Source organism: Solibacillus sp. FSL R5-0449, from assembly GCF_037975215.1.
Lineage (GTDB): Bacteria > Bacillota > Bacilli > Bacillales_A > Planococcaceae > Solibacillus.
In genome coordinates this window covers 2,702,870-2,725,851 of record NZ_CP150239.1, presented here as the reverse complement: position 1 = coordinate 2,725,851, position 22,982 = coordinate 2,702,870, and the positions used below count along the sequence as shown (strand labels likewise).

General features: G+C 43.7%; 18 protein-coding genes, 1 pseudogene and 1 riboswitch. Of the genes and pseudogenes, 10 read left to right on the top strand and 9 right to left on the bottom strand.

Translation table 11 applies throughout. The features are described from left to right. Position 1: 1 nt before the first annotated feature. The 6 genes from MKY27_RS13640 to MKY27_RS13615 all read left to right on the top strand — a co-directional run bounded on the left by MKY27_RS13640 (position 2) and on the right by MKY27_RS13615 (position 5,044). On the top strand, positions 2–1,444 hold the full coding sequence (locus tag MKY27_RS13640; RefSeq protein ID WP_339195747.1) for an SLC13 family permease: 1,443 nt from the start codon (positions 2–4) through the stop codon (positions 1,442–1,444). 187 nt (positions 1,445–1,631) lie between these two features. Further along, positions 1,632–2,432 (top strand): transporter substrate-binding domain-containing protein, encoded by an 801-nt coding sequence (locus tag MKY27_RS13635; RefSeq protein WP_339173086.1) that lies wholly within the window; start codon positions 1,632–1,634, stop codon positions 2,430–2,432. Positions 2,433–2,494: 62 nt separating this feature from the next. Beyond that, positions 2,495–3,154, top strand: a complete 660-nt coding sequence (locus MKY27_RS13630; protein WP_339195745.1) for an amino acid ABC transporter permease — start codon at positions 2,495–2,497, stop codon at positions 3,152–3,154. 84 nt (positions 3,155–3,238) lie between these two features. Further along, positions 3,239–3,931, top strand: a complete 693-nt coding sequence (locus MKY27_RS13625) for an amino acid ABC transporter ATP-binding protein (protein ID WP_339195743.1) — start codon at positions 3,239–3,241, stop codon at positions 3,929–3,931. Positions 3,932–3,946: 15 nt separating this feature from the next. Further along, positions 3,947–4,417 carry an S-ribosylhomocysteine lyase gene (locus tag MKY27_RS13620; protein ID WP_339195740.1) on the top strand — a complete coding sequence of 157 codons (471 nt, stop codon included), beginning with the start codon at positions 3,947–3,949 and terminating at the stop codon, positions 4,415–4,417. Positions 4,418–4,648: 231 nt separating this feature from the next. Beyond that, positions 4,649–5,044, top strand: coding sequence for a VOC family protein (locus MKY27_RS13615; protein WP_339195738.1), 396 nt, complete (start codon positions 4,649–4,651; stop codon positions 5,042–5,044). Positions 5,045–5,469: 425 nt separating this feature from the next. Here MKY27_RS13615 and thiW read toward each other — a convergent pair whose 3' ends face one another. From thiW to MKY27_RS13595, 4 genes are all read right to left on the bottom strand, one after another. Beyond that, positions 5,470–5,970 (bottom strand): energy coupling factor transporter S component ThiW, encoded by a 501-nt coding sequence (thiW, locus tag MKY27_RS13610; protein ID WP_339195736.1) that lies wholly within the window; start codon positions 5,968–5,970, stop codon positions 5,470–5,472. A 92-nt stretch (positions 5,971–6,062) separates the two neighbouring features. Continuing rightward, positions 6,063–6,151: riboswitch (TPP riboswitch) on the bottom strand. Between the two features lie 109 nt (positions 6,152–6,260). Then, the gene (locus MKY27_RS13605) at positions 6,261–6,827 is read right to left on the bottom strand and encodes a cupin domain-containing protein (RefSeq protein WP_339195735.1); all 567 of its coding nucleotides are present in this window, start codon (positions 6,825–6,827) and stop codon (positions 6,261–6,263) included. A gap of 79 nt (positions 6,828–6,906) precedes the next feature. Next, positions 6,907–7,707 (bottom strand): nucleotidyltransferase, encoded by an 801-nt coding sequence (locus MKY27_RS13600; RefSeq protein WP_339195733.1) that lies wholly within the window; start codon positions 7,705–7,707, stop codon positions 6,907–6,909. Between the two features lie 276 nt (positions 7,708–7,983). Further along, a complete protein-coding gene (locus MKY27_RS13595; RefSeq protein ID WP_339195731.1) occupies positions 7,984–8,739 on the bottom strand; it encodes a 3'-5' exonuclease in 756 nt (251 codons plus the stop codon). Positions 8,740–9,348: 609 nt separating this feature from the next. Between MKY27_RS13595 and MKY27_RS13590 the strand changes: the two genes are divergently transcribed. From MKY27_RS13590 to MKY27_RS13575, 4 genes and pseudogenes are all read left to right on the top strand, one after another. Further along, positions 9,349–10,137, top strand: coding sequence for a 2,3-dihydro-2,3-dihydroxybenzoate dehydrogenase (locus MKY27_RS13590; RefSeq protein ID WP_339195729.1), 789 nt, complete (start codon positions 9,349–9,351; stop codon positions 10,135–10,137). A 46-nt stretch (positions 10,138–10,183) separates the two neighbouring features. After that, complete coding sequence (gene dhbC, locus MKY27_RS13585; RefSeq protein ID WP_339195728.1) at positions 10,184–11,386, top strand: isochorismate synthase DhbC; 1,203 nt, start codon at positions 10,184–10,186, stop codon at positions 11,384–11,386. Positions 11,387–11,445: 59 nt separating this feature from the next. Next, a pseudogene (locus MKY27_RS13580) lies at positions 11,446–12,102 on the top strand (isochorismatase family protein); the annotation flags it as partial. Between the two features lie 133 nt (positions 12,103–12,235). Then, positions 12,236–13,486 (top strand): cytochrome P450, encoded by a 1,251-nt coding sequence (locus tag MKY27_RS13575; RefSeq protein WP_339195726.1) that lies wholly within the window; start codon positions 12,236–12,238, stop codon positions 13,484–13,486. Between the two features lie 54 nt (positions 13,487–13,540). On the opposite strand, the gene MKY27_RS13570 is transcribed toward MKY27_RS13575, so the two are convergent. The 5 genes from MKY27_RS13570 to MKY27_RS13550 are packed head-to-tail and all read right to left on the bottom strand — an operon-like array spanning position 13,541 to position 22,967. After that, positions 13,541–14,209, bottom strand: coding sequence for a 4'-phosphopantetheinyl transferase superfamily protein (locus MKY27_RS13570; RefSeq protein WP_339195724.1), 669 nt, complete (start codon positions 14,207–14,209; stop codon positions 13,541–13,543). Next, on the bottom strand, positions 14,206–15,573 hold the full coding sequence (locus MKY27_RS13565) for a DHA2 family efflux MFS transporter permease subunit (protein WP_339195721.1): 1,368 nt from the start codon (positions 15,571–15,573) through the stop codon (positions 14,206–14,208). The genes MKY27_RS13570 and MKY27_RS13565 overlap by 4 nt, the downstream gene beginning before the upstream one ends. After that, positions 15,570–15,776 carry an MbtH family protein gene (locus MKY27_RS13560; protein ID WP_339195718.1) on the bottom strand — a complete coding sequence of 69 codons (207 nt, stop codon included), beginning with the start codon at positions 15,774–15,776 and terminating at the stop codon, positions 15,570–15,572. Before MKY27_RS13560 ends, MKY27_RS13565 begins: the two co-directional genes overlap by 4 nt. Beyond that, positions 15,769–22,707, bottom strand: a complete 6,939-nt coding sequence (locus MKY27_RS13555) for an amino acid adenylation domain-containing protein (protein ID WP_339195717.1) — start codon at positions 22,705–22,707, stop codon at positions 15,769–15,771. Before MKY27_RS13555 ends, MKY27_RS13560 begins: the two co-directional genes overlap by 8 nt. 5 nt (positions 22,708–22,712) lie before the next feature. Further along, entirely contained in the window at positions 22,713–22,967 is a 255-nt protein-coding gene (locus MKY27_RS13550; protein WP_339195715.1) for a phosphopantetheine-binding protein, read from the bottom strand. Between the last annotated feature and the right edge of the window lie 15 nt (positions 22,968–22,982).

Here is a 22,982-nt window from a genome sequence, read left to right as displayed (position 1 = left end):
CATGCCTAGCAGAGTAGAAAGAAATAAAAAAAAGCAAAATCGCCTGAAAACAAAGATTCAATCGATGCCGAGAAAGACAGCGATCATTATTTCCATACACATTCTGATTCTGATTACGGTTATTTTCATACAAGATTTGGATTACAGTGCAAAAGTTGCTCTATTTGCATTCTTATGCGCGATGACATTATGGGTGACAACGAAATTTTCAGCAGGCTGGGTGGCGATGGCACTTATTGCATTTATAATTTTAATGAATGCAGCAGAGCCTGATTTATTGTACAGCTCATTATCCGAAAAAGTCGTGTGGCTCATGATCGGTGCGTTCATTATCGGGGAAGCCGTTAAAAAATCCGGGCTGGCCGAACGACTAACAATGTTCATCTTAAGTAAATCAAATAAAAAAGAGAATGTCGTGCTCGGGCTAAGTTCGGTATTGTTTGCATCGGCCTTCTTTATTCCTTCAACATCAGGGCGGGCAGCATTATCGATGCCGATCATAAAGCAAATAAGCGAAAAATTTACTTCCAAAGAACAAAGTGTTTTGGCGATTATCGCACCGGTCATTATTTTAATGAGTACATCGGCGACCTTAATCGGAGCAGGTTCCCATTTAATCGGCGTCGGTTTTCTCGAAAGTACGGCCGGTAAATCGATTTCCTACATCCAGTGGTTAATATGGGGAGTTCCGTTTGCACTTGTTGTAACATTGCTTTCATTAATCGTCATCAAATGGACATTGTGGCCGCGGGATAGTGCTGAGGAATTGGAAAGTGTTGAAACAACACCTTTAATAAAACCTTTAGAAAAAGATGAAAAAAAGACAATGATACTCATATTATTCTTAATCATCGGCTGGATGACGGAAAGCCTTCACGGGTTGGATATTGAACTGATTACAGTAATCGGTGCCATTCTTTTTATGATGCCGAACTTCGGGATTATCAGTTGGAAACAAGGAATGAATGCCGTTTCGTGGAATCTTGTAATGTTCGTTGCTGCAGCGACGGCGCTCGGTAAAGTATTGGTTGATACGGGGATTGTGGAATGGATGGAAAGTGAAATGATCAGCGTCCTGCATCTGTTTGTCGGTGCACCGGACTGGCTGATTGTACTAATGATCCTAACGATTACCGTGACAAGTCATCTATATATTACTTCCCATACGACTCGTGCCATTGTCTTCATTCCAGGACTGATTTTATTCAGTGAGTTAATCGGGGTCAACCCGTCAACTGTCGTGTTTTTAAGTCTGATCGGGATGAACTACTGTGTAACGGTGCCGGTCAGCTCGAAAGCATTGCTGCTGTTTTATGAGGAAGGGGATATTTCCTATGATGCGCGGAACCTCATAAAGCTTAGCGCCATTTTAATGCCCCTTTATATATTCATCATCATGCTGTTCTACTTTACTATTTGGCAATGGACAGGCATGCATTTATAAAGTCAGTGTCAATTTCCATTTAAGGAAATTGACAATTTTTTTCTGTATTTAACACGATTCCTAGCAATTATTAACTAATAGTTCTAAATTTAAAAATAGTTCAGAAAATAAAGATTGTTTTTATAATTACCCTGTTATAATATAAAACGTATTAAATAACTAGGGATTAATAGTGGAGGCAATTAGCATGAAAAAATTATTATCAATCGTTACATTATCAGCACTTGTTTTGGCAGCATGCGGTGGCGATAAAACAGAGGAAAACGCAAGCGAGGCAAAAAATAAATTAGAGGAAATCCAGGCAGACGGCAAAATTCAAATCGGTCTTGAAGGAACATTTCCTCCATTCAGCTTCCATGATGAATCAGGTGCACTAACTGGCTTTGAATATGAAATTGCCGATCAGATCGCAAAAGACCTTGGTGTTGAAGCAGAATATGTTGAAACAAAATGGGATTCTTTAATTGCAGGTTTAGATACAGATAAATACGATTTCGTTATTAACAACGTATCGATTACAGATGAGCGTAAAGAAAAGTACGACTTCTCAACGCCATATATGAAATCAGAAGCGGTAGTTGCAGTCCATACAGATAACACAGAAATTAAAGAGCCGGCTGACATGGACGGCAAAAAATCTTCACAAACAATTACAAGTAACTTTGCCCGCGATGCAGAAGCGCTTGGTGCAGAAGTAGTTGCTACAAATGATTTAATGAGTTCAATCGAGCTTGTTGTACAAGGCCGCGCAGATGGAACAATCCATGACCGTGTAACATTCCTGACATACTTGCAGGAACAGCCGGATACGAAATTGAAAGTGCTGGACGGTGCGATCAATTCAACTGATATCGCATTAATATTAAATAAAGAAAACGATGAGTTCCGTGAGAAGTTAAATGAAATTATTAAAGAACGTACAGAAGACGGTACATTCGAAGCAATTTCGGAAAAATATTTTGGTGAAAATGTTATTTCAAACAACTAATGGAAAGGTCGTTTCGACGGCCTTTTTTACGTGGATTTAACTATAGAAAGGAGTGTTAGTGGATGAGTAGAGAAATGGATATATTACTGAACTCGATCTGGCCGATTTTAAAAGCAGGACTTCTTGTTACCATTCCGCTATCGCTCATTGCCTTTGTCATAGCTTTAGTCATCGCAGTCGTGACGGCACTGGCTCGAATCTCGAACTACAAAGTATTACGCTGGATTTTCGGTACGTACGTCTGGGTATTTCGTGGAACACCATTATTGGTGACTTTGTTTATTGTATTCTTCGGTCTTCCGAAAGTGGGGATTACCCTTGATGCATGGACAGCGGCGATTATTACTTTCTCACTGAATACAGGTGCCTATGCATCCGAATCGATCCGGGCTTCGATTCTAGCCATTCCAAAAGGACAATGGGAAGCTGCAGAATCCCTCGGTATGACATATTGGCAAATGATGCGCAGAGTTATCGCACCACAGACCGTCCGAATTTCATTGCCGTCAGTAGCCAATGATTTTATCGATCTGGTAAAAGGAACATCTTTAGTTGCGAGTATCACACTGGCGGATCTATTCATGGTCGGGCAGCAAATTACCGCACGTACATATGAGCCGCTTATGATTTATTCACTTTGTGCGGTCATCTATTTAATCTTCATTAGTATACTGATGGTCATTCAAAGCCGCCTGGAAAAATACGCATCGAAGTATGTATAAGATTGTCAGGTGTAGCGCTAGAAGGGAGGGCTTATTATCGTACAATTTCAGCAAATGTCGAAGTTCTTTGGCGAGAACGAGGCATTGAAAAATATTAATTTAACATTTCATGAAGGCGAAACAACGGTTATTTTAGGTCCATCCGGTTCAGGGAAATCAACGCTGTTACGCTGCATCAATTTATTGGAGCGACCTGAGAAGGGAGTTTTGACAGTCGGCTACCAGACAGTTGAACTGAACAAACCGATTTCTCAGAAGAACCTGCTTTCAATTCGCCAAAATACGGCGATGGTATTCCAAAGCTTCAATCTGTTCCCGCATATGAAAGTGCTTGAAAATGTGATGGAAGGGCCGGTTACCGTTTTAAGGAAAGACAAAGCGGCTGCAAAACAAAAGGCACAGCAATTATTGGAGAAGGTTGGCCTGAGTCATAAAACAGACCAGTATCCATCGCAATTATCCGGCGGGCAGCAGCAGCGTGTCGCCATCGCAAGAGCATTGGCAATGGAGCCGCAGTTTTTGCTGTTCGATGAGCCGACGAGTGCACTGGATCCCGAGCTTGAGGGAGAAGTACTGAAGGTGCTGAAAGATTTAGCGGAAGAAGGCAAGTCGATGATTATCGTGACACATAACCTGAATTTTGCGCGCGAAGTGGCCGACCGGATTTTATTTCTGGAAAACGGTGAGATCGGCTATGACGGCATAACCGAAAACTTCTTTACAGCGAATAACAATGAACGGATTCAGCAATTTATAAAATCTATGCAATTTATCTAACTAGGGGGATTCAACATGACAACAGAGAAAACGAATGTAGAGAGCTTTGATTTAGACCATACGAAAGTAGTGGCACCATACGTACGACTTGCCGGTACGAAAACAGGAGCGAAAGGCGATGTCGTAACAAAATACGATATCCGCTTCAAACAGCCGAACAAAGCACATATGGAAATGCCGTCACTGCACTCTTTGGAGCATTTAATGGCCGACCGTATCCGCAACCATAGTGAAGATGTCGTTGATTTATCGCCAATGGGCTGCCAAACAGGCTTCTACCTGGCATTACTGAACTACAATGACTATGACGGTGTATTAACGATTATCGAAAATACCCTGCAGGATGTGCTGAAGGCAGATTCTGTTCCGGCATGCAATGAAGTCCAATGCGGCTGGGCGGCAAGCCATAGCTTGGAAGGCGCAAAAGCATTGGCTGAAGAATTTTTAGCCGGCCGCGCTGAGTGGCATATCGTGTTCGGTGAATAATTGATGAAGCAAGTCTCCTGTGAGGGCTATCTCGCAGGAGGCTTTTTTATGTGAAATATAACATTTTCGGCACCCCACCCCCCACCGTTAATGCAAAATTTAAATATTAAACGAAAGGCATCTTCTAGTTAGGAGATTCCATTTAAATTATAGGGGGAAAAGTTCGTAAACAAGGTTAAAATAGGCTAAATTGAAGTGGTGCAAATTTGAATTAAGAAGGGGAAGGGTACAATGAAAAGCGCAAAACCATTTTTAATGTTTCAAGGCGGTGTTGCAGAAGAAGCAATGAACTTCTACACATCCGTAATCGAGGACGCGGAAATTACGAGCATTGTCCGCTATGGAGCAAACGAAGGCGGAGACGAAGGAACAGTCATGCAAGCGACTTTTTCAATAAAAGGTCAGGAATTTATGTGCATTGACAGCAATTTGAAACATGAATTTGACTTCACCCCGTCGTTTTCTATTTTTATTACATGTGATACAGAAGAGGAAACCGACTATCTGTATGAAAAACTGCTTGAAGGCGGCCATCCGCTAATGCCAATCGGGGATTACGGTTTCAGTAAGAAGTTCGGCTGGCTCAATGACCGTTACGGCGTGTCGTGGCAGATTAATTTAGCTTAATGAAATGAGCCGGGTGTCATGCGTTGATTGATACCCGGCTCTTCATTTTCTAATAAAGGTCTGAGTTGTTCTAATATATTTTATAATCTTCTAATAAAAGTGAGATGTTCTAATATAAGTATCGGTTGTTCTAATAAGTCTGTCATATGTTCTAATATCGTCCGCAGATCTTCAAATATCCCGCCCGGAAGTTCTAATAAACGCTCAAATCTTCTAATAAAATCGGTAAGCCGGTGAAAACAGATCTCTATAAATAAATTGTTCTAATATAACCCGCAAAAGTTCTAATAACCGCACCAATTCTTCTAATAAAATCGATACAATAATACAAAAAATTCTCTAGCAAAAAATTGTTCTAATAACCCACCCAAATGTTCTAATAACCACCGAAAATCTTCTAATAAAACCGCCCCAACCTCAGCGACTCACCCCGCATTAAGCATCCCGCCAAACGCCCGGTTTTTCACCATCACTTTCAGCAAGCCATAGCCTAAAATTGCACCCGCAAACGAACTCATCATAAAGGCCGGGACAAAACCGAACAGCGCCGCTTCCTGACCTAAAAATAATATCGCAATCGGATAAGTAGCCATTGCACCAAGTAACCCTGTCCCGACCACTTCACCCAAAGCGGCAAACGCCAGCTTCTTCGTTTTCGCAAACAACAATGCCGCGAGAAGGGCACCAATCATGCTTCCAGGGTAAGCAAATAGACTGCCTGTCCCCATCAAGTTTCTTAACGTTGATGTAAGAAACGCCTGCAATACCGCATACCATGGACCGAGAAGTACGGCCGAGACGACATTGGCAAAATGCTGTATCGGAAAAATTTTCGCGAATCCTAATGGGATATACACCATACTGCTGAGAATCGTTGTAATCGCTGCTATAATCGCGGAGTATGTAAGCTTTCTCGTTTTATTCATTTCAACCATCCATCCTTTACATTAATTTTTGCAACAAAAAAACCACTTTCAATGAAGAAAGTGGTATCGTAGCCTATAAAAAAAATAAAAATAGGGAATCGACACTACTTTCCTACGCTAGTATTACCTAGATCAGGTGCAAAGGGTACTTCTCAGCCAAAAGGCGCCCCTAGTAGTTTGACGAGCAGATTATCTGCTTCCAATATTAGGTTAATTTCACAATAATCATAACATGACCACTTCACAATGCAAGCACTTTTTTGAAACTTACTCCCTTTGACCGAGTGCAATCACTGCTCATATCCGCCGCCATAATTAGCGGGCTGGGCGTGCTGCCAAGGGTTTGGCGGACCGATGAAAGTATTAGGTCGGACAGGTGCAACTGCCTGCTGCCACAGATTTTCATTCATGCCATAAGTATGGGCCATAATATTTGCCGGTGTCAGCTTAAGCAGGTCGGAACCTAAAATCACTTCAGGTGTCGGAGCATTAAAAATGGCAAGCAGATGCGTGTTGTTTTGCGTAGCAACTTCGTAATGCCACCACCCTTGAGGAACGTTCGCCACTTGACCGGGGCTAATCGGAAAATGCATCAGCTGTTTCGTAAAAGGATTCAAAATCGAAACAATCGCCCTTCCCGTGATACAGTAAACAAGTTCCGCCGCATTTTGATGGTAGTGCGGCTCAATGACATTATTGGCACTCAAATAAATATCAAGCAGCGATATATTATCCAGCGTATTCAACTGGTTGACACCCATTACATTAATAAAATTATGCTGGTCTTTAATGAACAACGGGTTTTTATTAAGATCGAATGTAAACTGCGGTTGCGCTGAAACATGATTCGGATTCAATCGTTCACCTCTTTTTTATTGTAGTTAAAGTATGCGATAATTTAACGGGGTGTGCCTATTGCCGATAGTAGCACGCCACTTAAAAATATGCATATAGCGCATTGATTAATGTAAAAATTAAAATAAACAGAGTAGCACCACATACAATAATTTCTGCAAAGTGGACGAGCATAACTCTTTCATCACTTAATTCAGCTTTATGAAAACCAAAGAAGTCCCCGTGACTGATAATATAAATAAACGTACTCACGACCATTAAGGAAGACATTAAAAATGAAATCGAAGGCAAAGAAGTAACGTAGCGCGGGTTGCCGCCTGTTTCCATATAGAGCGGAATATCCAATCCCTTGCTCAACACAAAACTGACAATGACCAGAATGTAGAGAATAAGCGAAATATTAAACGGATGTTTGCGGTAGTCGATCAGGTCAAGCATCACTTTTGTCTTCCCGTGATACTCCCAGTCCGCATCGTCTTCGGTTCTTTCACCTTTCAGCATGTAAATGATACCGGCTACTACAAGCCCCGAAAACAAATACCATTCCAGCATCGTAAAAAGCAGCAGCCAGCTATAAAATGGTGCGATTACAAGCGGGAGAATAACGAGGCCGATCACCCATTTATTAAAGGGCAGATTCGTCATGAGCCATTCGTTCAAAGCATCCCGTTTATCTTTCAGATGTACTTTTTCCGGCTGCAGGTAACTGAAGAGACGACTCATGACAAATGTGCCTCCTACAACCGCTAACCCGATTCCGAAAACAACATAGGAAGCTTTCGGATAATCTATGACATTTTCATAATTAAGGATGATCCAGTTCCCGCTTATAGCAGTGGTCAATATCCCGATAAACATCATATATAAAGAGAAGTTCCTCATTTCTCCACCTCCATTTGTTATATTCTACGACGACGACTGGAAATAGTTTTAAACAGAGTTCTAATTACGACCTGCATTGTTCTAATAAACAAAAAAATGTTCTAATAAAAGAGCGACTTTCTAATATACCAATGAGTTGTTCTAATAAACAGCAGACATCTTCAAATAATGCACCCCAATATTTTAATACCCGGCCAACATTTTCTAATAACCGCCCCAACTCTTCTAATAAAACCCCAAAACAAAAAGCGATCGCACAAATAGAAACGTCAACTCTTACTGTGCAGTCGCTTTTTTCAAAATCAGTTGCAGTATTTCATTGGCACAAATCGCATCCGCATCAGCAGTATGGTGGTTAAGAAGCGGGATGTGATATGTTTCGGCAATGACATTTAAATTATTCTTCGGGCTGTCCAAATATTTGCGTGCAAGCAGTACCGTACAGGCAGCCGGATTCGTTGGGCGAATGCCATTTCGGAAAAACTCGAGTGCGAGAAAGCTGTACCAGTCAAACCCGATATGGTGACTGACAATCGGCAAATCCGCTAAAAAATCTTTAAAGGAGCGAATGACAGGGGAGATCGTTTGCTCTTTTTTCACACGTTCATTTGTAATCCCATGAATATGAGAATTTTTGATTGGTTTTTCCGGATTCACAAACCGGTGAAAAAGATCCACCGCTTCTCCATTACGTATTTTTAGCGCAGCGATCTCCACGATTTTATCACCTCTGGCAGCTGAACCTCCCGTCGTTTCAATATCAACGACGACATATTCAGGCGCATGCTCCAACAGATCCACCATCTCCGCAACCTTTAACCGTGGACTGTACGTTGTAATAAACTTTCTTAAATACTGTACGGCGAGCTTCGTATTGTAATAATGGCCATAGCGCGTTCGGGCAATATAGCCGTGCTGTTCCAGTTCATCAATTGCTTCTGCCGGATAGCTCGCGGCCAATGCTTCATGTTTGGCAAAGCCCACAATCGAGCATGTAATCATGATGCGGATATGCAGCCGTTCGATGTCCATAAACTTCACCTCTTATTGGAACGTTTGTTCTATAATTGAACCATATATGAAGGGAATAATAAATAAAAAAGCTGACCATAACCCGAAAATTCAGCAATGGTCAGCCTGTCACTATTCAGAAAACGGATTTGGTACTGGCTGCAGACGCGCTCGGACTGTTACAAGCAGGGAACATTGAATGATTCTTGAACCGTTAAAGAGATTGTGTTCGCCTACTGTCGGTATTACCATATTCCTATCGTTCTCTTATCCAAGAAAGTAATTCTGGCAAAATATTTACACAATGATATCTCACTACAGGTCAGTAATGAATTAATAAGACTACATATAGAGGAGAGGAAGTTCATATTTATTCCTTTATTTGGATTTAATTAACGCAGTTTTCCTTATAAATTGTTCAAAAATACTGAATATTACTTCTCTAAATCAGCGCTAAACCAAAACTTAGGTCTTTCTGTTGGAATGTTTGAATGTCTCTTGACGTTGTAAAATGTTAGGCCTATCATTGCTAATAGAATCAATTGATAATGATTATCATTATTGATTGTTAATTCTAATAAGAAATCAAGCTGTCTTTACATAACTGTATACGTGAAAGGAAGTGTTGAAGTGAACTTTCAGGAGTTAAGAGGGAAAGTTGCACTTGTGACAGGTGGGGCCCAGGGAATTGGCGCAAGCCTTGTCAAAAGCTTGGCTACATTAGGAGTAAAAGTTGCTGCAATAGATTATAACGAGGAGAAATTGAGAAGCCATGTGAATGGTTTAATAGAGCAGGGCCACGAAGTTTTCGCCTATCCTGCAGATGTCGGGGATAGTAACGCCATTGATGCAGTTGTCGAGAAAGTGGAAAACGAAATCGGACCAATCGAAATGCTCGTCAATGTAGCAGGTACGTTGACTACAGGACCGGTTGGATCATGTACTGACTGTGACTGGGCAAGGGTTTTTTCAATTAATACGACAGGTGTGTTTTATGTTTCAAGAGCGGTAAGCCGTTATATGATTCAAAGAAATGCAGGTTCAATTGTAACAGTCGGATCCAATGCCGCTAGTGTACCGAGAATTTCGATGGCGGCCTATGCAGCATCAAAAGCGGCAACGGTCATGTTTACAAAATGTCTTGGTCTAGAGCTGGCAGAGCATAATATACGCTGCAATATCGTTTCACCGGGCTCGACGGATACGGACATGCAACGTTCGATGTGGTCCGATGATGATGGAGCTGAAGTTATGATTAAAGGAATGCCTGAAACGTATAAAGTAGGGATTCCGCTGAAAAAAATTGCACAACCGGACAATATTGTCGGCGCGATTCTGTTTTTCCTGTCCGAGTACTCAAGCCATATTACGATGAGCAACCTTGTCGTGGATGGCGGCGCGACATTGGGAGCGAGTTAAGTATGTCTTTCAAATTCAGAGCAGTGAAACGAAAAGGAGCGGTAATATGGTTAGCAAACAAAAGGCACTAATCGAACAAGAACTTTTAGATGAGTATGAAGTTGGTGACTTTTTCATTGAAACACCAAAAAGAACGATATTAGGCAAAGGTTCATTCATGCACGTGCCAGCGGGTGAAGCACGTCAAAACCAGATGGAAGGATTGTCCTATAGGGTGGCGAGCGCGTTGAAGAAGGCGAAAGAACAAGGACATCCACGACCTGTTGTAACGGGCGCGGTGCCATTTGATTACTATAAAAAGGCATGTTTACTTGTTCCGGAATCTATCCAAATCGCACCATCATTGCAGCAGGAGGAAAGGGCAGTGACCACTTCAGCATCTGTTACTGTGAATCGGCTCGTATCCAATCCATCACCAGAGCACTATAAGCAGGGTGTCATGCAAGGCATTGAAAGAATAAAATGCGGCGAACTCGATAAAATTGTGCTGGCACGTTCACTGGAAGTAAGTCTCAATGAGCCGATCGACCTTCCGCAGCTGTTACGAAATCTTGCGTATCAAAACAAACATGGATATACGTTTGCAGCGCCGATTGAAACCGGAAATCAAAAAGCTTCGCTCATCGGGGCTAGTCCGGAGCTGCTTGTTTCAAGACAAGGGATGTACGCCATTGCGAATCCATTAGCCGGCTCAAGACCTAGAAGTGAAGATCCGGTAGAGAACCAAAGACGTGAAGCGGAACTGCTTTCGTCACCAAAGGATTTACATGAGCATGCGGTCGTAGTGGAAGCGGTCGTCAAGGGATTGCGTCCATTACTAAAAACGATGGAAGTCCCGGAAAAACCGTCAGTCGTGTATACGGAAACGATGATGCATCTTTCGACTGTCATTAAAGGTGAGCTCCTGAAAGCGGATATCTCATCGTTGGATTTAGCTATTGCCCTGCAGCCTACACCAGCTGTTTGTGGCGCACCAACGGAAAAGGCAAGACAGGCAATCACAGAAATTGAACCGTTTGACCGAGGCTTCTTTACAGGCACAGTCGGTTGGTGTGATGCTGAAGGCGATGGGGAATGGGTTGTGACGATTCGCTGTGCAGAGGCAAATGGCGATTCATTGCGGTTATTTGCGGGAGCAGGCGTTATGGGCGAATCGAAGCCTGAAGAAGAATTGGCTGAGACAGGTGCGAAATTCCAGACAATGCTTCGCGCAATGGGCATCGATACAGAGCAACTGAAGGATATTTAAACGTTTAATTACATGAAATACAACAAGGTTTCATCAACAAAGAAAAAGGAGTGATTTAGATGGCTATTCCAGCGATCTCATCATATAAAATGCCAAAAGAAAGCAATCTTCCAAAAAATAAAGTAGGTTGGGAAGTCGATCCGAACAAGTCTGTCCTACTCATTCATGATATGCAGCAATACTTTATCGATTACTATGAGAAGGATTCATCATTAGTTCGTGAAATGATCGCCAACATAAAAGCAATCCGAAAACAATGCGATAAACTTGGCATTCCAGTTGTCTATACGGCACAATCGGGAAATCAAAAACCAGAAGACCGCGCATTACTGACTGATTTTTGGGGAACAGGACTAAAAGACGATCCGAACATTACAAAAGTGATCGATGAATTGGCGCCGGGCAAGGCCGATATCGTTTTGAAAAAATGGCGCTACAGTGCATTTAAGAAATCTAATTTACTGGAAATGATGAATGAACAAGGCCGAGATCAGTTAATCATTTGCGGGGTTTACGCCCATATCGGTTGCCTTATGACTGCTGGAGAGGCTTTCATGTCGGACATTAAGCCGTTTTTCATTGCCGATGCAGTAGCTGATTTTACACAAGCTGAGCACGAAATGGCGATCAACTATGTGGCAGGCCGCTGTGGGGCAGTTTATTCTACAGCCCAAATTATGGACCAGCTCAAGCGTGAGGCGTCTGCAGAAACAGAGCTCGTATAACAATGAACAGGTGGTGGAAATTTTCACTGCCTGTTTTTTGCATTTATGATAGAAGCAAGTTTTTTTGAAGAATAAACAGGGAATTGGTTACCGACAATGTTTTAGACAAAAGGAGATGAAGTAGATGACAAATTCGGTGCCAAAGGAAGAAGGAATTGACCACAGCCTGAATCTTATGAGAGAAGGCTATTTGTATATTTTAAATAGAAGACAAAGCTTTCATTCCGATCTGTTCGAAACACGATTGCTTGGAAAAAAGGCGGTCTGTATGGGCGGAAAGGAAGCGGCCGATCTTTTTTACGATAACAGTAAGTTTAAAAGGGCAGGTGTTGCACCAAACCGTGTTGCCGAAACATTATTCGGCAAAAAGGGTGTACAGACACTGGATGGAGATGCCCATAAGCACCGGAAAAAGATGTTTATGTCCATAATGTCCCAGGACCGACTTAGAAAACTGAATGAAATTGCCGCGAAGCAGTGGGACACGGCTTTAACTAAATGGCAGGGGATGGACGACGTTGTTCTTTACGAGGAAGCGCTGGAAATCATGTGCCGTACTGCCTGTGAGTGGGCGGGGGTACCGGTCGAAGAGAAGGACATGAAAAAGCTTGCCGACGATTTTAGAGCGATGTTTGAATCGGCAACGGCAATCGGACCATCGCACTGGGCTGGCAGACATGCACGAAACCGGGTGGAAAAGTGGATGGGGAACCTCATCGACCAAGTGCGCGAGGGGAAACTGAATCCTGAAGAAGGCACAGCACTGTATACATTTTCATGGCATCGTGATTTGGAAGGGAATCTTCTTGATCAGGAGGTCGCTTCTGTAGAAGTAATCAATATATTAAGGCCGATTGTAGCGATTGCGGTCTATATTACTTTTTCAGCATTGGCTGCCCACCATTATCCGGAAGAGCGGAAGAAGCTTCAAACCGGCAACGAAAAAAATACACAGATGTTTGTGCAGGAGGTGCGCCGCTTTTATCCATTCTTCCCTTTTGCCGCCGCGGAAGTGAAGGCAGATTTTACATGGAAGGATTATACGTTTGAAAAGGGTACATTAACTTTATTGGATTTATACGGAACGAATCATGATACGAATATTTGGGGGAATCCCGAAGTGTTTCAGCCGAGCCGTTTTGAAAACTGGGATGGCAGTCCGTTCAGCTTTATTCCGCAAGGGGGCGGCGATTACTATTTAGGCCATCGCTGTGCGGGGGAATGGGTGACGATTGAGATGATGAAAGTGAGTCTTGATTTCCTAGTTAACCAAATGTCATACGATGTTCCGGAACAGGATTTAAGCTACAGCAAAGTAAGCATCCCAAGCTTGCCTAAAAGCAAAGTGATGATTAAGAATGTCCAGCGAGTATAAGAGAAAAAGCCTGTAACCTTTTACTTGGCTACAGGCTTTTTAAATGCTAATTCGCTAAATCAATTTCTCCAACCTTTTCCTGAAAAACGTTTCAATTTGTGCCCATTGAACGTGTGTTACGGACTCCAGAGAATCCTCCAAACAGACAGCTGCACTGTAACCAGGTGCAAGGAAAAAAGGAATGGTACGGGCTTTTACACGTGAGGCGGGGTGATGAATCGATCCATCTTGCCGGATCGTTGCCTCCATTAAAGAAACGTGTAAACCAAACCCTTTATATTTCCCGTAACTTTCCTTAGCAGTCCAGAGGGAATAGAAAGCTTCCTGTTCAAGAAGCTTATAGAGATGATTCTCCTCTTCGCTCCACAATGCTTGAAAGAGGGAGAAATCCCTTGTTACCTGCTGCTCCACATCAATTCCAACCGGAAAATCACTAATGGCACATGCCACATAACTTCCGGAATGGGAGAGATTGAAGTGAAGGTCTTGTCCTAGTTGGTATTTACCGTTTGAATCTTTAGTAAAGCGAACTTCCGATAATTCCTTTTCGTAAGTCGTCATCAACATCATCTTCGTCAGTAAATGGGCGCAAACCGTCCGCAACTGATCTTCCGTTTTCCGCATGCGTCCAACACGCTCTACCACGTCGTTTTCCAAAAAGGGAAGATAACGTTGCCAATCAGCAGGCATCTCGTTGATCTTGCAATAGGCGATGGTTGTCATGCTTTTTCTCCCTTTAGAATAGTTGCCTGTTCTTTCGCAATTAAAGAACAGCCGAGTCCTGCCAAAAGCAGAACAACCGTAGCAACGAGGGCGTACTGATAAGAAAGAATCTCTGAAAAGTAGCGACCAGACACGGTTAATGTCGTCGCCACAAGTGCAATTCCTACTGCAGCTCCAACGCGGTTAAGCATATTGTAAAGCGTTGTCGCCTTGCTCATCTGACTTTTCGCTACATGATGAAAGGCGGAAAGTTGCGAACCGATTACACTATGCCCTAAACATATTCCGACAGCAAACATCAATGCGCGTAACAGCCAAGGATTTGCTGAAGGACCAAGAATGGCGATACAGCAGAAAATCATTACCGTACCGATCAAACCGAGACGTACTGTAAGCAGCATTCCGAAACGCTTGGAAGTTCGAGGCAGTAATTTGGATGCGACCATCAGCCCAAGTGCTTCGGTAAACGTAATAAGTGAGCTTTCCAGAGCAGAAGCCGAGTACGCGTACTGATACATGAGCGGGAACAGATACAGCATCCCCATCAGGGCGCCCATGGAACACATCGCGACGAGACTCGATGAAAGGAAAAGCGGTTGTTCATACAGACGCACATCCAGCAGCGGCTCTTTTATTTTTCGTTCATATACGTAAAAACTACTTAATAAAAATATACCAACAATCGCACAAAAGACGACCGTAATGGAAACACCGTCTGATGCAATAAGGCTCAGAGTGAGCATTAACAGCGGCAACCCGAGTGCAATGAGCATATAGCCCAACGTATCAAATGGTGCTTCAAAAATCTCAAATTCCGTTAAGGCAAAAAGTCCGATCAGGACAATGACGATACCAAACGGAATATTAATGAAGAACGCCCAGTTCCATGATAAATACTCCGAAAACAGTCCGCCCACTAGGGGGCCAATCGCCGGTGCAAAGGCGATTGGCAATACTAATGAACGCGACAGATTTTGTCTTTCCGGTGGAGGAAATGTCCGAAACAGCAGTGTCATGCTGACAGGTGTAATGATTCCTCCTGCCAGTCCCTGCAGCACGCGCGCTAAAATAAGGGCCTGCAAGCTTCCCGCCAATCCGCAAAGAAGAGAGGCGAGTGTAAATAGACTGACAGAGAGTACATACATTCTTTTCACGCCGAACCGATTGCTTAAATAGCCGGCAGCAGGCAATGCAACAGCGATGCTGACAAGGTAGCCGATATTAATGCCGTTCGTTGCCCCCGGTGGTACACCGAATTCAACAGCTATCGTAGGAAGAAGCACATTGACAATCGTTCCGTCGATTGAAACCATGAACATCGCCACAACATACAGGGCGATGATGACTGCTCGCTGTGCTTTCATCCCAGAACACTACGGAGACTTTTAGGTCTCATATCCATCCAATTTTCTTCTATATAGAGTTGGCATAATGGTTTTAAAGCAGGGCCATATACGACCTCCCATCCGGCAGGGACAGGAATGACTGCTGGCCATACTGAGTGCTGATCTTCCGCATTTCGCAAAACGTAATATTCACGATCTTCTTGTTCAAAAGGGTTAGACATACATTTTTTTCTCCTTTACTAAGTACTTGATTAATGTTTGGCCGATTTCATTCAATGGGATGGACTGACACATATCTTTATGGCGACAGGCAATATCAATCTGTGTAAGCTCTCCTTTGATATACGGATTCCACGAAGTAGCATCAACGTCCGGGATCCAATCTGGCACAAGTGTAGATTTATAAAATAAAGCATCGCCATTATACGTTTCTTGCTGATGATTTTTCAGTAACTGAATCGAGTTTTTATACACTTCTTTTAAGCGCAGAAACGTCGATTCATCTAATGTTGCAATTGCGCTGCCCTCTGCTTTTAGAGCATCCATTACATATTCCTGTGTCACTTCATCTTCTATGTCAGGTTCATACCCGGCTAGGGCAAGAAGTGCCACAAGTGCCTCCTGTTCTTCCGTCAGCTCCACTGGCGGGGTGAATGTGAACGGGTAGGCATCCATAATGCATAGAAGCGACAGTTCTTCTCCCTGGCGTTCCAGCTGGACAGCCATTTCCTGTACGACATTTCCGCCAAGTGACCATCCGAGTAGACGATATGGTCCTTTTGGTTGAATTTCTTTGATGGCTTCAATATAGCCGAGCGCCATTTCGGTTAAAGAACCCGGTAGTTCACAATCTTCGGCAATCCCTTTTGCTTGAATGCCGTATAGGGCAAACTCCGGCGGCAGATTTTTTAGCAGTCCTGCATAGCACCAGCTTAACCCTCCTGCAGGATGAACAGCAAAAATCGGTTGCTCCCCGCTGCGTAACGGCAGTACGGTGTTCAATGCCTGTGATTCTTTTCCTTTTTGCAGAATATGAGCGAGTCCGGATACAGTAGGTGCTTCAAATAAATGCCCGATTGCCAGCTCTTTCCCGAATGCCTCGCGAATGCGTCCGATCAGCTGTACGGCTAATAACGAGTGGCCGCCAAGTTCGAAAAAGCTGTCCTCTGTGCCGACCTGTGGCAGATTGAGTACTTCGCAGAACAGTTCACAAAGCAATGTTTCCTGCGGTGTTTTCGGCAATACAAGCTCCTGCAATGTAATGACAGGTGCAGGGAGCTGCTTCGTATCCAGTTTTCCGTTTGCTGTAAGCGGCATCTGCTCCAGGGAAGTGCAGCTTGATGGAACCATATAGGCCGGCAGTGAACGGGAGATGAATTCTTTCAACATTTGCTCGGTTACATCCGTACCTTGCTCCGGAACATAGTAGGCAGCCAGGCGGACATCATCTTTTCGATCTTCTCTCGCAATGACAGCTGCCTGTGCGATTTGCGGATGTTTCAGAAGCACTTGTTCAATCTCGCCAAGCTCAATGCGGAAACCACGTATTTTCACTTGGTGGTCAATGCGTCCGATATAGTCCAGATCGCCGTTTTTCGTCAAGCGAGCCAGATCGCCTGTACGGTACATCCGGCTTCCCGGAGGTCCATACGGGTTGGCGATAAAACGTTCTGCCGTTAAGGAAGCACGGTTTAAATAACCTTGTGCCAAGCCTTCGCCAGAAACATACATTTCGCCGACAACACCGGGAGGAACAGGTTTTAACTGCCCATCAAGGACATAAATATTTAAATCAGGAATCGCCGTGCCGATCAGACTATTCGCCTGTGACTGGCTCAGTTCTTCATTTACACTTAAGTAGCTGACATGGACAGTTGTTTCGGTAATGCCGTACATATTCACAAGGGTAGGTGCATCTTCCGGGTGTCGGTCATACCATTCCTGTAAACGCGTCAGGTTAAGTGCCTCCCCGCCAAATACAATGTAGCGTAGTACCAGTTGTCCGGACAGTTCGGGATGCTCTTTATCAACGGTCATGAGCTGATAGAAGGCAGATGGTGTCTGGTTCAGTACCGTAATTTTCTTGTCTGCAAGCAATGCCAAAAAGTCGATAGGCGAGCGGCTGACATTGTACGGTATGATTACGAGCTCACCGCCATATAACAGGGCACCCCATATTTCCCATACGGAAAAGTCAAAGGCATAGGAATGGAACAGCGACCAGCGATCTTCTTCGTTAAAATGAAACCATTCATCTGTTGCATCAAGTAAGCGGATGACGTTCTGGTTCGGAATAACCACACCTTTTGGGCGGCCAGTTGAACCGGAAGTATAGATAACATAGGCCGGATTCATTGAATGAGTGTTTCGTTCCATGTTCTCAGAAGGGAATGCAGTAAGTAAAAGCTTCTCCATGACAAGTACTTCCATCGCTCCCGTCGTTTCTGCTGACAGATTTAAATCTTCGGTTGTAATTAAACAGCTCGGGTTTGCATCATTTAAAATATAGTCAATACGGTCCTGCGGATAAACCGGATCAATCGGCACATAGGCAGCGCCGGCTTTTAAAACGGCTAAAATGCTGACAATCATATCGGTTGAACGCGGCATTAACAGTGCGACAAATGTTTCGGATGTAACGCCTTTTTCCAGTAAAAGATGTGCCAACTGGTTCGCTTTACGGTTCAATTCGGTATAAGTAAGCTCTTCGTTTCCGTCACTGACAGCAATTCGTTCGCCATGCATTTCCACAATCGCTTCGAATTGTTCGGCAATAGTTTTTTGCTTGCTTACATGGCCTTTCGGATTCCAGTCAAGCAGAATTTTTTCCTGTTCCTGTTCCAACAGCACATTCAATTCTGAAATGGCCAGATTATGCAACGCCTGCTGCAGGACGTTTACATAGCGTTCCATAAGATCGGTAACTGTTTTCGCTTCATATAAATCTGTTCGGAATTCCACCTGTACTTCAATTCCATTAGGCTGCTCGGCTAGATATAGCTCCCGCATCTCGATATTCAAATCGAATTTCGGCTGCCCAACCGTATGCAGCTGAATGTCGGCATTTTGGCCTTCCATTACAAGTGATGGCTGAGGCGTGTTCTGTAAGGTGAACATAATCTGGAAAATCGGATGCTGTGAAGGGACACGAGTCGGTTTTAATGTTTCGACAATATGGTCAAAAGGAACATATTGGTGCTCCATCGCCTCAATCGAGGTTTGTTTTACGCGTTCCATTAATTTTGTGAAACGAGGATCCCCGGAAGTATCCGTCCGTATCGCCACCGTATTGATGAACATACCGACATTTGCCAGCAGTTCTTCCTGATCACGGCCGGCCATTGGACTACCGAGAATCAGATCTTCCCCTGCACCGAGCTTTGTCATGAGGGCCAAGAATCCGCTTTGTAGCACCATATAAAGAGTTGCCTGTTCATCTTTCGCAAGCTGCAGCAATTGTCCGTGAAGCGCGGAATCGATTGTAAACGTCAAAGTTTCGCTAGTCGGTTTCCCCTGCAATTGACACTTTCCATCCCGGACAAGCTCAATTTCATCCGGAATATGCTTCAGTTTTTCCTTCCAATAATTCATGTTGTCATCTGTATAAACACCGTGCGTTTGCTGCCAAACCGCAAAGTCATGGTATTGAATCGTTAACGGCTCCAGCTCATGGCCTTCATAGGCAAGCTGCAGATCTTCGGTGAATGTTGCAAGTGACCAGCCATCCGCACTAATATGGTGGAAAACAACGACCAATGTGTTCAAATTGATGAGCGTCACACGGAAGCCGGGTTCCTGTTTCAAATCAAAAGCATAGCGAGTGCACGCATTAATTTGCGCCGGCACCTCTTCCAGGCTTACTTCCTCAATCAGCACTTTCGGCGTATCCTCAATGATTTTCTGATAGGGCACCCCATCCACTGCAGGATAAACCGTACGTAAAATAGCGTGTTTTTCTACAACTTTACCAATGGCTTTAATCAGTTTTAATACATCAATCGGCTGATCAAATGTATAAACAAGCGGAATATTATAAGAAGCACTTGATTCCTCCAGCTGCTGGATAAACCATAAACTGCGCTGTGCATGCGATAATGGGATTTTTTCAACTTGCTGTCTGTCGATTCCAGCGAGCGTCTTTTTCTTTGCTTTATCCACTGCTTGTGCCAGCTCTTTTACAGTAGGCTGATTGAAAATGACAGAGATCGATAAATCGATAGCAAATGTTTTCCGTATTGCCAATAGCAGCTCGGTTGCTAGCAGGGAATGCCCTCCTAGCTGGAAGAAGTTTTCATCGGTTCCCACTGATTTGAGATTCAAAATATTTTCAAAGAGTGTACAAATCGTTTCTTCGGTACGCGTAGTCGGTTTCACTTTTGCAATAATCGAAACATGAGGTTGCGGCAGCTCTTTCCGGTCGACTTTTCCGTTATTCGTTAATGGGAAGGTTTCCATGAAAACAAAATGAGCAGGTACCATATAATCCGGCAAACGTTCTCCTAGCTGTAGTCTGCATTGTTCCTCTGTTTCATTCCCAACTACATAGGCAACGATTTGTTTTTGACCCGGCTGATCTTCACGAATCATCACAACGCTTTGTTCAATTGAAGTGATTTCTTCAAGCGCATTTTCGATTTCACCTAATTCAATACGGAAGCCGCGAATTTTGACTTGGTGGTCGGCCCGGCTAACATAATGAAGGCTTCCATCCTCCTGCCACACAACTAAATCGCCAGTCCGGTACATACGTTTTCCCGACGCAAATGGATGTGCAACAAAACGTTCTGCCGTTAAGGTTGAACGGTTATGATAACAGCGCGCCAGTCCGTCACCAGCAATATACAATTCTCCAACGACACCAACCGGAACGGGCTGCAGCATGCTATCGAGCACATACATATCAGTCCGGTCGATTGCATTACCTAATGAAGGAGTATCTTGCGGGCGAATTTCCGTGCAAGTTGACCAGATTGTTGTTTCGGTAGGTCCATACAGATTGTGAACGGTTGCTCCTGCTTCCAGTAGTGCCTGCGCAAGGCTTTTCGAAAGCGCTTCACCACCGACAAGTACAGTAAGTCCTTTCAGCGCGTCTTTTGCGTACTGTACCATCATCTGCCAAACAGTCGGTGTTGCCTGCATGATGGAAATGTTTTGCTGCTTGATCAGCGACTGCATCACAACCGGATCCTGTACCTGTTCTTTTGTCGCCAGATGAATAGATGCCCCGTACAGCAGCGGTAAATAAAGCTCCAAGGCCGAAATATCAAAAGAAATCGTTGTAATCGCCAGTAAATTGTCTTTTTCAGATAATGTAAATCGATGCTGCATCGCCTGTAAAAAGTTAACCAGGCTCGTCATTTCAACAACGACACCTTTTGGATTTCCGGTAGATCCGGACGTATAAATCATATAAGCCGTTTGTCCAATACAAGTGGCAATCAGTTCGTAAATTTGCTTCGAAGGGTGTAACGGCACAATCGGTGTTCCTTCAGCAATAAATGAAGCCTCACCATTTACGAGCACAATTTTAGGACGAGCATCCTCAATCATATAAAGTAGCCGTTCTGCCGGATAAGCAGGATCCATTGGAATGTAGGCAGCACCTACCTTGAAGCAGGCAAGCATCGCTGCGACCATTTCACTCGAACGGTCCATGCAAATTCCGACAAAGTCTTCGAGCCCAATGTCATGCGCTTTCAGCTGATGGGCAATCCGGCCGACAAGCAGATCCAGTTCTGCATAGGAAATCGATGTATCATTCATCTGGACAGCGGTCGCACCAGGCATATTTTCCATCTGTTTTTTGAACAGTTCATACACAGTGGCATTTTTCAGCTCACTGACAGGACCTTGTTTTGCCTCAAACATTGCATTTTCTTCTTGCACTAGCAATGGCAAGTTAAATAGTGGAGAGTCAGCTTGATCTACCAATAACTCAAGCAACTGCAGGAAACGCGCGGCATGACGTTCCACTTCTGCCTGTTCATAAAGCTCCGAGTTGGCTACAAGATCAAACTGCATTCCGTTTGGCGTGCTATAGAAATTGAAAGAAATATCTTCCACAGGCCCTGTCACAACTTTCTTGTGCTCTACCTCGACATTTCCGAACAGATAGTTTTCATAAAAAGGCATGAAATTAATTTCCGGACCATACAGCTGGTCATCGGTTGTCAGCCGCAAATCACGGCGCAGCTGTTCTTGACGGTACAACTGATGCTGCTTCATCTCTGTCATGAAGCTTTTCACATTTATACATAGCTGTTCAAAAGTTTCTTCAGTCGTGAACGTTGCACGCAAAGGCAAAACATTTACCCGTGTACTTGGTACGGACAGTGACTTATGACCAAAACGGTTCATCAACGGAATGCCGACAATCACATCCTCTGCCTGTGACAACCGTTTTGTATAGGCAATAACTGCGGCGGTAACGACTTCCTGTATGTTGACGTGCAGCTGCTTACTGTATGTTTCCAATTTCGTCCATGTAGTGGCAGCAAGGGAAGAGGGGTGTAAAATAATCTGACCCATTCGGCCACTCTTTTTTTTGCTGAGCGAAATGACTTCGGTTCCTTGCATTTTGGATAACCAGTAGGCAGCATCAGCCGTTGCCTTATCGGAAGTTCTGTACTTCACTTCCTGCTCTACCATCTGAACATAGTCACCAAACTGCTTTGTGTATGATTCATGATGAAGCAAAGCCGAATAGCGCTCGGAAATTTGCTGGAACAGTAACCGGAAACTATACGCATCACTGACAAGATGGTGAATGCGCAAATAAAGGAAGTGTTCCTCGGCAGACACCGAAAATAAAATAGCACGTACAAATTTATCCTTTGTTAAATCAAGCAATGTTCCGACATCTTCCTGCATATGTTGAAACGCTTCAGCCATTGGACAACTAACCTGTTCAGAATGAAATTGAACCGAAGAAGGAATCGTCTGGAAAAGTGAGCCTTTTTCCTCCGAACATTGGATATGTAGTCCAACCGCACTTTCAATTGTGGCATTGACTGCCTGTAAAAGCAGGGTAGAGTCCACCGGAGCCTGAATATGTAAGTATTCGGCTGTATTGTATAAAGGGCTTTCCGTTAAATGGTGGGCATACCAAATCCCTGCAGCAGCTTCCGTTAAAGGGAAACGTAATTCAGCCATTCGACTCAACCTCCGTAATCTGCCGAAGATTGTTTGATCAGACGATGCCACCCGTAGATTGTTGGCTCATCGGCAAGCTGTATGAATGTAAGTACAAAGCCTTTTTGGCGAAGTTCTTCAACGATCGTCATCATCGTGATGGAATCGATTCCGACATCCAGTAAATAATCTTCATCAGAAATCGTATCAATCGGTTCTGTCACATATTGAGCAACAAGTTTGCGCAGCTGTTCCATTGTAAAATCAGTTTGAGATGTCATATTATCAACCTTCTT